This window comes from Nonomuraea marmarensis (assembly GCF_043197025.1).
Taxonomy (GTDB): Bacteria; Actinomycetota; Actinomycetes; order Streptosporangiales; family Streptosporangiaceae; genus Nonomuraea; species Nonomuraea marmarensis.
Map to the genome: position 1 here is coordinate 226003 of NZ_JBICRM010000002.1, position 12265 is coordinate 238267.

Here is a 12265-nt window from a genome sequence, read left to right on the forward strand (position 1 = left end):
AACTTGTCTCCTTTATAGATGTACGCCCGCGTCAGGGACGCGGTCCGCTGTGACCAGGTGGCACGCGGCCGGATGGCCGTTGCCACGTGGATCGTGCAAGGGGGGCTCGTCGGTACGGCAGGCGTCGTACGCCAGCGGGCACCGCGTGTGGAACCGGCACCCGGCGGGCGGATCGACCGGACTCGGCACGTCACCGCCGAGCACGATCCTGCGCCGCTCCCGCTGCCTGATCGGATCGGCCACCGGAGCCGCCGACAACAGCGCCTGCGTGTACGGGTGCCGCGGCGCGGCGAAGATCTCGGCCGTCGGACCCGACTCGACGATCTTGCCGAGGTACATGACGGCGACCCGGTCGGCCAGGAACTCCACGACCGACAGGTCATGCGTGATGAACAGGCACGAGAACCCCATGTCCCGCTGCAGGTCGGTGATGAGATTCAGCACCGACGCCTGCACCGACACGTCGAGCGCCGACACCGGCTCGTCGGCCACGACCAGCTTGGGCTCCAGGATCAGCGCCCTGGCCAGCCCCACCCGCTGCCGCTGCCCGCCGGACAACTCGTGCGGGAATCTGGATCGCATCTCCTGGCGTAGCCCCACCTTCTCCAGCATGGCGGACACCCGGTTCGAGGTCTCGCGCCGGTCCGTCACCCGGTGCCTGAGCAGCGGCTCGCCGACGATCTGGCCGATCGTGAAGCGCGGGTTGAGCGAGGAGTAGGGGTCCTGGAAGACCATGTGGACGTCCCTGCGCAGCGGCCGCATGGCCCGCCGCGACAGGTGGGTGATGTCGCGGCCGTCCAGCTCGATGCCGCCCGCGGTGGGCTCGGTCAGGCGCAACACGCACTTGCCGACCGTGGACTTGCCGCTGCCGGACTCGCCGACCAGGCCGAGCACCTCGCCCTGGCCGATCTCCAGCGACAGGCCGTCCACGGCGCGTACCGGGCCGTAGTGCTTGACCAGGTTGTCGATGCGCAGGATCACGACTTCCCTCCCGGGTGGAAACAGGCCGCCAGATGGCCTTCCGCGTGCCGTTCCAGCTGGGGTCTGGACAGGAGGCAGTCCGCCTGGGCGCGCGGGCAGCGGGCCTGGAACGCGCACTCGTCCGGGTCCGACAGCGGCGAGGGCACCATGCCGGGGATCTCGGCCAGGCGGCCGTTCACGGCGGCGGAGGGGAGGGCGTTCATCAGGCCCAGCGTGTACGGGTGGCGCGGGTTCTTGAACAACTCGGTCACCGTGGCCTGCTCGACGGCGCGGCCCGCGTACATGACCACGGCCCGGTCGGCGATGTCGGCCACCACGCCCAGGTCGTGCGTGATCAGGATGATCGCCGTGCCCAGCCGGTCGCGCAGGTCGCGGAACACGTCCAGCACGCCCGCCTGGATCGTCACGTCGAGCGCCGTGGTGGGCTCGTCGGCGATCAGCACCCGGGGCGAGCACGCCACCGCGATCGCGATCATCACGCGTTGCCGCATGCCGCCGGAGAGCTGGTGCGGGTACTCCTTCATCCGGCGTAGCGGTGCCGGGATGCCGACCAGCTCCAGCAGCTCGACGGCCCGCTTCCCGGCGGCCTGGCGGGAGAGGCGCTCGTGCCGGCGCAGCACCTCGGCGATCTGGTATCCGACGGTGAACGACGGGTTGAGCGAGGTCATCGGCTCCTGGAAGACGACCGAGACGTCCTTGCCGCGTACGTGCCGCATGGCCGGCTCCGGCAGCGTGGTCAGCTCGCGGCCGTCCAGTTTCACCGAGCCCGACAACCGGGTCGTGTCGGGCGGCAGCAGCCTGGGCACCGACATCGCGGTGACCGACTTGCCGCAGCCCGACTCGCCGCACAGCGCCAGGATCTCGCCCTCCTCCAGCGTGAGCGAGATGTCCCTGACCGCCTGCACCAGCCCGTCCTCGGTGTCGAAGTCGACGGTCAGGTCGGTGATCTCCAGCAGGCTCATCGGCCGCTCCTCGGGTCCAGAACGTCACGCAGCCCGTCGCCGAGCAGGTTGAAGCCGAGCGTGGCCAGCGCGATCATCAGCCCAGGCCAGATGGCCAGCCAGGGCGCGTCGCTCAGGTACTGCTGCGCGGTCGTCAGCATCACGCCCCACGACGGCGTCGGCGGCTGCACGCCCAGCCCGAGGAACGACAGCGTGGACTCGCCGATGATGGCCGCGGGGATCGCGACCGTCGCCTGGACGATGAGGGGGCTGGCGGCGTTCGGGAGCACGTACCTGAAGATGATGTGCCCGTCGCCCGCGCCGTCGGCGACGGCCGCGGCCACGTAGTCCATCTCCCTGATCGCCAGCACCTCGCCGCGGGTGATCCTGATGACGGCGGGGAGCTGGGAGAAGCCCAGCGCCAGCACCACGCCCTTGAGCGAGGGGCCGATGATCGCCGCCAGGCCCACCGCGAACACCAGGAACGGGAACGCCAGCGTCACGTCCACCAGCCGCATCACGACCGGGTCGAGCCAGCGCCGGTAGAACCCGGCGACCAGCCCGATCGGGATGCCCACGACCATCGCCAGCAGCGTGGACAACACCCCGGCCTGCAGCGAGACCTGCGCGCCGTGCGCGATCCTGGCGAACGCGTCCCTGCCCAGGTCGTCGGTGCCCATCGGATGCGCGCCCGACGGCGGCGCGAGCGTGGCGAGGTAGTCCTGCGCGGCGGGGTCGCCGGTCACCAGCGGCCCGATCAGCGCCAGCAGCAGGAACCCGGCCACCAGCACCAGCCCGGCCATCGGCATCGGCCGCCGCCGGAAGCGCCGCCACAACCTGCCGCGCCGCACGGGTACAGTCACGGGCGCCGCGAGCGTGTCAGTCATGGTGGGCTCCCGACAGCCGGATCCGTGGATTGAGCAGCGCGTAGGCGATGTCGACCAGCAGGTTGACCAGTACGTAGCCGATGACCGTGATCAGCACGACGGCCTGGATGACGGGGTAGTTCCTGGTCAGCACCGCGTCCACGGTCAGCTTGCCGAACCCGGGGATGACGAAGATCTGCTCGGTCACCACGGCGCCGCTGATCAGGGCGCCGAGCTGGAGGCCGAGCACGGTGACCACGGTGGTCAGGCTGTTGCGCAGCGCGTGCGCGCCCACGACCTTGACCTCGGACAGGCCCTTGGACCTGGCGGTCCTGACGTAGTCGGCCGACAGCGCGCCCAGCATGGCCGAGCGGGTCTGCCGCATCAGGATGGCCGCGAAGCCGGTGCCGAGCACGAGGGCGGGCAGGATCATGCGCTGCAGGTTCTGGCCGGGGTCCTGGGTGAAGGGGACGTACCCGGAGGCGGGCAGGACGCGCCAGGTGACCGCGAACAGCAGGATGCCGACCAGGCCCAGCCAGAAGTGCGGCACCGACAGCCCGGCCAGGCCGAACCCGGTGGCCACGTAGTCGGCGGGCTTGCCGCGCCTGGTGGCCGCCACGATGCCGGCGCCCACGCCGACCACGATCGCCACCAGCATGGCCAGCGCCGACAACTCCAGCGTCACCGGCAGTCGCTCGACGATGATGCCGATCACCGGGAGCTGGTCCTGCGTCGAGCGGCCGAGGTTGCCGGTGAGGGTCTGGCCGAGGTAGTCCACGTACTGGGCGGGCAGCGGCTTGTTCAGGCCGAACTCGTTCCGGATCGCCTCGACCACGGCGGGCGAGGCCTCCTCGCCCGCCATGACCACGGCCGGGTCGCCGGGCAGCGCCCTGATCCCCAGGAAGATCAGGACGCTGCCCAGGAACATCACGATCACCGCGGACCCGCAGCGCCGGAGGATGAACCACAGCATTACGCGGCGAACCCAGCGGTGACGAAGCGCGGCAGGCCGTCCTTGAAGTACTGGACGCCGGCCACGGTCTTGTTCATGCCCAGGTAGTACTTGTTGTGGTACAGGTACAGGACGCCGCGCACCTCGGCGGCCTTCTTCATCGCGCTCGCGTAGAGCTCGGCCCGCTTGGCCTGGTCGGACTCGGCGGCGGCCTGCTTGATCGGGTCGTCGATGCCCGGGTCGGACATGCCGCTGTAGTTGTTGCTGCCGCGACTGGTGATCAGGTTCGTCAGGTTGCCGTCCAGGTCCACGCGGCCCGACCAGCCGTTCAGCAGGACGTCGAACTTGCCGGACTTGCCCTGGTCAAGCGTGCTGACGAACTCGGCCGTCTGCACGCTCACGTTGAAGCCCGCCTCCTTGGTCATCTGCTGGATGACCTGCGCCAGGCGGATGTTGGTGGCGTCGTTGGGGGTGGTGAGCGTGACCGGGATCGGCGTCTGCACCCCGGACGCCTGCACGAGCTGCTTGGCCTTGGCCACGTCGCGCTTGGGGCATTGCAGGCCCGCGGCGCGGAACGGGCTGTCCATCGGCGCGGGGAAGCAGTCCGGCTCGTACAGGCCGTTGTAGACGGTCTTGTTGATCACGTCGCGGTCGAGGGCCAGCTCGAACGCCTCGCGCAGCTCCGGGCTCTTGGCCAGCGCCGTGTTGACCGTGCCGGGCTTCTCGATGGAGCCGTTGGCGTTGCCGGTGTTGATCGTGATGCCGTAGTAGCCCAGCCCGCCGCCGGACACGACGGTCAGGTTGGGGTCGGACTGCACGCCCTTGACCGTGGTCGTGGCGAGCTGGTCGCCCACCTGCACGTCGCCGGACTTCAGGTTCGCGGCGCGTACGTTGGGGTCGACGATGATTTTGTATACGAGGTGGTCCAGCTTGACCTTGGCCGCGTCGTAGTAGTCCGTGGACTTGTCCAGCGCGATCTGGCTGCCGGAGGTGCGGCTGGCGAACTTGAACGGCCCGACGCACACCGGGCTCGCACCGAAGTTGTCGTTACTCGCGTCCAGCGCCTTGGGCGACATGATCATCCCGGCGCGGTCGGCGAGCTGCGCGGTCAGCGGCGTGAACGCCTGCGACAGCGTGAGCTTCACCGTCGCGGGGTCGACCACGGCGACCTTGGACACCGCCGCCAGGTCGGCCTGGCGCGCGGACTTCTCCCAGGTACGGTGCCGGTCCAGCGACTTCTTGACCGCCTCGGCGTCGAAGGCGGTGCCGTCGTTGAACTTCACGCCCTCGCGCAGCTTGATCGTCACCTCCTTGCCGTCGCCGGAGACCTCGGGCAGGGCGCTGGCCAGCTGCGGGACCAGCGTGGACGTGGCGTCGATGTCGTAGAGCTTCTCGCACAGGTTCGCGAACACCTCGCGGCCCACCAGCGTGGTCGAGATACTCGGATCAAGCGCGTCGGGGTCGGCGTTGAGCGCCACGTTGAGCGTGCCGCCGCTCTTGACCGGCCGGTTGTCGGCCGAGGCGTCGGCGATGGAGGGAGGGGCCGCGGGCGTGCTACTCGAGCCGCCTCCGCCGCAAGCCGCCAGGGCCACGGGGAGAACGGTGAGCGCCGCGAGGAGCCTGGGGGACGGTCTCATGGGGCCTCCGTTGAATGGTTTAGGAGACTGTATACAAGACCTGACATTTCACTTGTGTTTCCTGGCACTGTGTTGTTATCTGAGCGTTTTCTAATCGTTCGGGTGTTTCGCTGTGCGGCCAATCGCCGCGAGAAACGATCGCCTGGCGGCGGCCACGTGCGCGACCGCCCGCGCCTCCGCCTCCGCCTCGTCGCCCGCCGCGATGGCCTCGCACAGGCTCAGATGCTCCGTCCAGGAATGCGGCCCGCGGGCGGCGGCCGTCTGGCTGAAGACCCACTGCGCCCGCTGGAGCATCGGCTTCATCATCAGGCTGAGGTAGGAGTTGCCCGCCGCATCGCCGACGGCCAGGTGGAAGGCGGTGTTCAGGTCGGCCACCTCCTCCAGCCGGCCGTTGTCCACGGCCTCCTTCGCCTGTTCGAGCACCCGCCGCAGTCGCTCGGCCGCGGCGGGGGAACGCTTGCGCGCCGCCAGCCGGGCCGCCAGCCCCTCGATCGCCATCCGCACGTCGAAGAGCTCCTCGCCCTCCGCGGCGGACAGGCTCGCGACCGTGGCGCCGAGCCGGGGAACGACCTGGACGAATCCCTCAGCGGCCAGCACCCTGATGGACTCGCGCACGGGGTTGCGCGACACGCCGAGCGCCGCGGCCAGCCGGTCCTCGACCAGGCGGGCACCCTGGGCGAGCTCGCCGGACAGTATGCGCCGCCGCAGCTCCTTGGTGACCTCGTCGCGTAAGGTCCGGTGGGCCGCGCCCAGCGTCAGATCAGTCATATCGGACTAATCGTATACAGGTGTATCTTCGCCCGGTATGTGGTCCAGGTAGCGGTGCCGTACAGACCATCAGGGCATCTAGTCCGAGTCAGGCGCGCAGCCGGAGCCCGCGCGGCGTCGGATGGAACCCGGCCGCCTCCAGGGCCGCCGCCAGCGGCGACTCCACGATCGACGCGCCGTCGGCCCGCTCCACGGTCAGCTTCCCGAGCGCCCCGTCCCGTACGGCCAGGGCCAGCGCGTCCACGGCCGGTTGCAGCCGCTCGTCGTCGGCGAACGACAGCAGCGTCTTGCCGCCACGCTCGACATAGAGCACCAGGTGGCCGTCGACGAGCACGACCAGCGAACCGGCCTTCCTGCCCGGCTTGTGCCCGACGTCGCCGGGATGTTGCGGCCAGGCGAGCGCGGCGCCGTACGGGCTGGCCGGATCGGCCGCCGCCAGCACCACCGCCCGCCGCCCGGCAACCCTCGCCCGCTCACTCGTGCCGAAGGGCCCACCCCCGGGCTCAGGGGCGAGGCCGGGTGCCATGGCGCGCATCCGGTCCACCGCGCCCGGCAGGGCGAACTGCGCACCCCCGAGGCCCTCGACGAAGTAACCCCGGCGGCAGCGCCCGCTCTCCTCGTAGGCCCGCAGGACCTGATAAATGGGCGTAAATCCTCCGGGCAACCGCTCCGAGGTCACCGCCCCGCGCGTCACCACCCCGTGCCGTTCCAGCAGGACCTCGGCCTGAGCATGGGCCCGCTGGGTCGAGTCGGCGGCGGGCGCGGGCAACAACCACCATCGCCCGCCCACGGTCGGCGGCCCGCTCCTGCTCGGCAACACGGCCCGCCGCCGCCGCGTCGTCGCCGGCCGATGCGCGGGGCGCCCGGTGCCCAGCGTCGCCCGCAATGGCGCGAGCGTGTCACCGGAAACCCGCCCGGACCACACCAGGTCCCACAGCGCGGCGACCAGCGCCGCGTCGTCCAGCGACCCGAACTGGTCGGAGATCCCGCGGAAGAACAGCGCCCCACCTCCACTGAGCAGCTCCAGCACGCGTTCGTGCACGGGCGTCATCGTGATCTCCGCAGGCTCGGGCAACAGCAGCGGCGCCGTGTCGGCGAAGTAGAGCGAAACCCAGCCATCACCACCGGGCAACGATCCCTGCCCCACCCACATCACCTCGCCCGCCGAGGTCAGCTCGTCGAGCAGCGCCGGATGGTAGCCGGGCACCCGCGCCGGCAACACCAGCGTCTCCAGCGCCGACGCGGGCACGGCGGCCCCCTGGAGCTGCTCGATCGAACGAACCAGCGAGTCCATGGCCCGAGCGGCCCCGACGTTGCTCGCACTCGATCCGGTGATCCCGTGCCAGGCAGGCAGGAACAAGGCCAGAGTCTCCGGGGCGACCGGCTCGACCTCCTTGCGCAACCTGGCGAGGGACCTGCGGCGCAACATCCGCAACACCCCGGCGTCACACCACTCCTCGCCCCGCCCCCCAGGCCGGAACTCCCCGTTCACGACCCGCCCGGACGCGGCCAGCCGCCGCAACGCATCCGTCACCACGGCCACGCCGAGCCCGAACCGGGCGGCCGCCGTACCGGCGTGGAAGGGCCCGCGCGTGCGGGCGTGCCGCGCCACCAGGTCGGCCAGCGGATCGGCCACAGGCTCCAGGAACGCGTGCGGCACCCCGACGGGCGGCGGCGTGCCCAGCGCGTCGCGCATCCGCGCCGCGTCCTCGATCGCGGCCCACTGCTCCTCGCCCGCGATGCGTATCCTGATCGCCCGCCGGGTGCGTTCGAGCTCCTCCAGCCAGGCCGGGTCGCCGCCGCGCACGGTCACGTCGGGCGCCGGCAGCGGCCCGTGCGAGCGCAGCAGGTCGGCGAGGTCCTCCAGATCGCGCAGCGGCCGGTCGAGCCGGGCCAGCTCGCGTTCGGTGTCGGAGATCACGTCGGGATCGAGCAGCTCGCGCAGGTCGGCCTGACCCAGCAGCTCGGCCAGCAGCGAGGTGTCCAGCGCCAGCGCCTGCGCCCGCCGCTCGGCCAGCGGGGCGTCGCCTTCGTACATGAACGCGCCCACGTAGTGGAACAGCAGCGACGCCGCGAACGGCGAGGCCTGCGACGTCTCCACCTCCACCAGCCGCACCCTGCGCGCGGCGATGTCCCGCATGAGCCGCACGAGCCCCGGCACGTCGAACACGTCCTGCAGGCACTCGCGCATCGTCTCCAGCACGATCGGGAACGAGGCGTACTGCGAGGCCACCCCCAGCAGGTGGGCCGCCCGCTGCCGCTGCTGCCACAGCGGGCTGCGCCGCCCCGGCGTGCGGCGCGGCAGCAACAGCGCCCGCCCCGCGCACTCCCTGAACCGGGAGGAGAACATGGCGGAGCCGCCCAGCTCCTCGGTGACGATCTGCTCGATCTCCTCGGCGTCGAACGCCGCCACGTCGGTCGGGGGCTCGGCCAGCGTGTCGGGGATGCGCAACACGATGCCGTCGTCGGAGTGCACAGCCTGTACGTCGATGCCGTAGCGCTCGCGCAGCCGCCGGTTGATCGCCAGCGCCCAGGGGGCGTGCACCCGCGCGCCGTAGGGGGAGTGGATGACGACGCGCCAGTCGCCGAGCTCGTCGTGGAAGCGCTCGACGAGGAGGGTGCGGTCGTCGGGCACGTAGCCGGTGGCCTGGCGCTGCTCGTCGAGGTAGGCCAGCAGGTTGCCCGCGGCGAACTCGTCGAGCCCCGCCGCCCGCATCCGGTCCGTCGAACCCTGCTTGGCCTGCTCCCGCAGGAACTGCCCGATCGCCCTGCCCAGCTCGGCGGGCCGCCCCGGCGCGTCGCCGTGCCAGAACGGCAGCTTGCCCGGCTGACCGGGCGCGGGGGACACCAGCACCCGATCGGCCGTGATGTCCTCGATCCGCCAGGACGTCGCCCCCAGCACGAACACGTCGCCCACGCGCGACTCGTAGACCATCTCCTCGTCCAGCTCGCCCACCCTGGACGCCCGCTCGCCCACCAGGAACACGCCGAACAGCCCGCGATCGGGGATGGTGCCGCCGTTGGTTACCGCCAGCCGCTGCGCGCCCGGACGCCCCTGGAGCGTGCCGGTCACCCGGTCCCACACGATGCGCGGCCGCAACTCGGCGAACTCCTCGCTGGGATAGCGCCCGGCCAGCATGTCGAGCGTCGCCTCCAGCGCACTCCGCGGCAGCGTGGCGTAGGGGGCCGCCCGCTTGACCACGGACTCCAGCTCGTCGACCGTCCACTCCTCCAGCGCGGTCATCGCCACGATCTGCTGGGCCAGCACGTCGAGCGGATTACGCGGATAGCGCAGCTCCTCGATCTGGCCGCTCTTCATCCGCTCGGCCACCACCGCCGTCTGCACCAGGTCGCCGCGGTATTTCGGGAAGATCACGCCCTTGGACACCGCCCCGACCTGGTGGCCCGCCCGGCCGATGCGCTGCAGCCCGCTGGCCACGCTCGGCGGCGCCTCCACGCACGCGACCAGGTCCACCGCGCCCATGTCGATGCCCAGCTCCAGGCTGGAGGTGGCGACCACGGCGGGCAGGCGGCCCGACTTGAGCGCCTCCTCGATCTGCGCCCGCTCCTCCTTGGAGACCGAGCCGTGGTGAGCGCGCACGATCTCGGTGACGACGCCCTTGCCGGCCCCGGCCTGCGCCATCATCTCGGCCGGCATCCGCTTGGGCGGCTCCGCGTCCGGCTGAGGCGTCTCCCAGATCGACAGATCCACGGCCTCCGTCCCCTGCTCCCGCCCATAGGCCAGCTCGTTGAGCCGCGTGCACAGCCGCTCGGCCAGCCTGCGGGAATTGGCGAAGACGATCGTCGAGCTGTGCGCCTCGATCAGGTCGAACAGCCGTTCCTCGACATGGGGCCAGATGGACCTGTTGGCCGGCTCCGCACCCTCGTCGAGCCGCCCGCCCTCCATCTCCGTCATGTCCTCCACGGGCACGACGACCTCGACCTCGATCCGCTTCTCGGACGGCGGCTGCACCACGGTGGCCGGCCGCATCCCGCCCAGGAACGCCGCCACCTCGCTCACCGGCCGCACGGTCGCCGACAACCCGATCCGCTGGGCGGGCCGGTCGAGCAGCGCGTCGAGCCGCTCCAGGCTGAGCGCCAGATGGGCGCCGCGCTTGGTCGCAGCGACCGCGTGCACCTCGTCCACGATCACCGTCTCCACACCCCGCAACGCGTCCCGCGCCTGGCTGGTGAGCAGCAGGAACAGCGACTCGGGCGTGGTGATCAGGATGTCGGACGGCTTGGCCGCGAACCGCCGGCGATCCTCGGCGGGCGTGTCACCCGAACGGATCGCCACCGAGATCTCCGGCACCGGCTCCCCGAGCCTGCGCGCCGTCTGCTTGAGCCCGGCCAGCGGCGCCCGCAGGTTACGCTCGACGTCGACGGCCAGGGCCTTGAGCGGCGACACGTAGAGCACCCGCGTCCCCTTGCGACCGGCAGGCTCCGAGGCCAGCTTGTCCAGGGACCAAAGGAAGGCCGCCAGCGTCTTGCCCGACCCGGTGGGCGCGACGACCAGGGTGTTGTCGCCGCGCGCGATCGACTCCCACGCCCCCTCCTGGGCGGCCGTGGGCGCTTGGAAGGCTCCGGTGAACCATTGCCTGGTCACCTGGCTGAAGTGGTCGAGGGAGCTCACCAGCACATACTGCCTCGCCGCACCGACAGAAAACGCATTGTCCCGGCGGCAGGTGATTGAGCGGTGGCCGGGGCGGACATACAGCGACCGTGAGCATTGACTATGCGGCCATTGAGGCTCGCCGTGCCGACATCAGGCAGCGTTACGTGTTACCGCACCGGCCATCGAGCAGCGCACGCGGCCTGCACCACATGGCCCTGCTCTCATCGGACGTGGAGCGTACCATCCGGTTCTACCAGGACCTCCTGGAGTTCCCGTTGACGGAGATCATCGAGAACCGCGACTACAAGGGCTCGAATCACTTCTTCTTCGACATCGGCAACGGAAACCTGCTGGCGTTCTTCGACTTCCCGGGGCTCGACCTGGGACCGTACCAGGAAGTGCTGGGCGGGCTGCACCACGTGGCGATCTCCGTCGACCCCGCCACCTGGGAACGGTTGCGCGGGAAGCTGGAGATGGCCGGCGTGCCGCACCAGATAGAGAGCGGCGCCTCCATTTACTTCAAGGACCCCGACGGCGCCCGCCTGGAGCTGCTCGCCGACCATCTCGGTGAGATGTACGGCTCGCGGGTGCTGTGACGTGCTCTAACGTCGCGACGCCCGGCGCGTGCGCGGCTTGCCCGCACGCGGCGCCTGCCTGATGCCCGCGTGCCGCTCCGATCGCTCCCCCTTCTCCTTCTGTACGGCGAGGCGCAGCGCGAGCAGTAACTGGCGGCGCCTGGCCCGGTTGGCCTTGGTCCTGGCTGTCTTCGGGGGTGAAGACTTGGGGGTCTTTGGCATGCGTGTGTCTTACCCACACCCCGGGCGATTCCATACTTGAGTTCATGCGCCTGACCGAGTTCTGGAGACGGATGAACGCTCATTTCGGCGAGACGTACGCCGAGTCGTGGGCCCGCGACTACGTGATCGCCCCGCTGGGCGGGCGCACGGTCATGCAGGCGCTGGCCGACGGGGAGAGCGCCAAGACCGTCTGGCGCGCCGTCTGCCAGGTCGAGGACGTCTCACCCAGGCTGCGCTAGGTCTGCGCCGTGTCCAGGGTCTGCCGGAGCGCGGCGGCCGTACGTTCCAGGTCGTCCGCGCGGCCCTGACCCCCGGGCGACCACAGGAAGAGCCATCCGCGGGCCGACGGGGTGGCGAAGACGATCGTCTGGCGGCCGGTGCGCGGGTGCCACACCCACAACACCGGATCGTCGCCGCCGATCATGCGGCTCACCAGGCCCTGGCTGGGCAGCAACTCGGCGAGTGCCTCCAGATGGGCAAGCCGTTCCCCGGTGTAGCCACTCGCCACGTGCCCCTCCAACTCTCGCCCCTGCAGAGAGTCTCCCCAGCTCACCCGCCTCGCAACACGCTGATGGGGACCCTTGTGAACATCACTTGACGAGATCGCGGGATCACGCTCGGGTCCATGAGGATGCCAGGACGTGCCGATCGCGCCTTGGATGGCCCTGCCGTCAGGCGCGGTGAGCCGGATCGTGCCCGCGTTGGTGC

General features: G+C 70.8%; 11 protein-coding genes. 2 read left to right on the forward strand and 9 right to left on the reverse strand.

Features of this window, described 5'->3' with window-relative positions:
• Positions 1 to 12: 12 nt before the first annotated feature.
• The 7 genes from ACFLIM_RS04055 to ACFLIM_RS04085 form a co-directional block, all read right to left on the reverse strand.
• Entirely contained in the window at positions 13 to 981 is a 969-nt protein-coding gene (locus tag ACFLIM_RS04055; protein ID WP_393162003.1) for an ABC transporter ATP-binding protein, read from the reverse strand.
• On the reverse strand, positions 978 to 1943 hold the full coding sequence (locus ACFLIM_RS04060) for an ABC transporter ATP-binding protein (RefSeq protein ID WP_393162005.1): 966 nt from the start codon (positions 1941 to 1943) through the stop codon (positions 978 to 980). The genes ACFLIM_RS04055 and ACFLIM_RS04060 overlap by 4 nt, the downstream gene beginning before the upstream one ends.
• Complete coding sequence (locus ACFLIM_RS04065; RefSeq protein ID WP_393162007.1) at positions 1940 to 2809, reverse strand: ABC transporter permease; 870 nt, start codon at positions 2807 to 2809, stop codon at positions 1940 to 1942. The genes ACFLIM_RS04060 and ACFLIM_RS04065 overlap by 4 nt, the downstream gene beginning before the upstream one ends.
• A complete protein-coding gene (locus tag ACFLIM_RS04070) occupies positions 2802 to 3761 on the reverse strand; it encodes an ABC transporter permease (RefSeq protein WP_393162009.1) in 960 nt (319 codons plus the stop codon). Before ACFLIM_RS04070 ends, ACFLIM_RS04065 begins: the two co-directional genes overlap by 8 nt.
• Positions 3761 to 5377, reverse strand: coding sequence for an ABC transporter substrate-binding protein (locus ACFLIM_RS04075; RefSeq protein WP_393162011.1), 1617 nt, complete (start codon positions 5375 to 5377; stop codon positions 3761 to 3763). Before ACFLIM_RS04075 ends, ACFLIM_RS04070 begins: the two co-directional genes overlap by 1 nt.
• A gap of 90 nt (positions 5378 to 5467) precedes the next feature.
• Positions 5468 to 6145 carry a GntR family transcriptional regulator gene (locus tag ACFLIM_RS04080; protein ID WP_393162013.1) on the reverse strand — a complete coding sequence of 226 codons (678 nt, stop codon included), beginning with the start codon at positions 6143 to 6145 and terminating at the stop codon, positions 5468 to 5470.
• Between the two features lie 88 nt (positions 6146 to 6233).
• Entirely contained in the window at positions 6234 to 10781 is a 4548-nt protein-coding gene (locus ACFLIM_RS04085; protein ID WP_449291463.1) for an ATP-dependent helicase, read from the reverse strand.
• Positions 10782 to 10867: 86 nt separating this feature from the next.
• Between ACFLIM_RS04085 and ACFLIM_RS04090 the strand changes: the two genes are divergently transcribed.
• Positions 10868 to 11356: a VOC family protein gene (locus ACFLIM_RS04090; RefSeq protein WP_393162017.1), complete on the forward strand. Its 489-nt coding sequence runs from the start codon at positions 10868 to 10870 to the stop codon at positions 11354 to 11356.
• Positions 11357 to 11362: 6 nt separating this feature from the next.
• Here ACFLIM_RS04090 and ACFLIM_RS04095 read toward each other — a convergent pair whose 3' ends face one another.
• Positions 11363 to 11557, reverse strand: coding sequence for a hypothetical protein (locus ACFLIM_RS04095; protein WP_393162019.1), 195 nt, complete (start codon positions 11555 to 11557; stop codon positions 11363 to 11365).
• A gap of 44 nt (positions 11558 to 11601) precedes the next feature.
• On the opposite strand from ACFLIM_RS04095, the gene ACFLIM_RS04100 reads away from it, so the two are divergent.
• Positions 11602 to 11796: a DUF3046 domain-containing protein gene (locus tag ACFLIM_RS04100; protein ID WP_138720415.1), complete on the forward strand. Its 195-nt coding sequence runs from the start codon at positions 11602 to 11604 to the stop codon at positions 11794 to 11796.
• Here the strand turns inward: ACFLIM_RS04100 and ACFLIM_RS04105 are convergent.
• Positions 11793 to 12065, reverse strand: a complete 273-nt coding sequence (locus tag ACFLIM_RS04105; RefSeq protein ID WP_393162021.1) for a hypothetical protein — start codon at positions 12063 to 12065, stop codon at positions 11793 to 11795. The genes ACFLIM_RS04100 and ACFLIM_RS04105 overlap by 4 nt on opposite strands.
• Between the last annotated feature and the right edge of the window lie 200 nt (positions 12066 to 12265).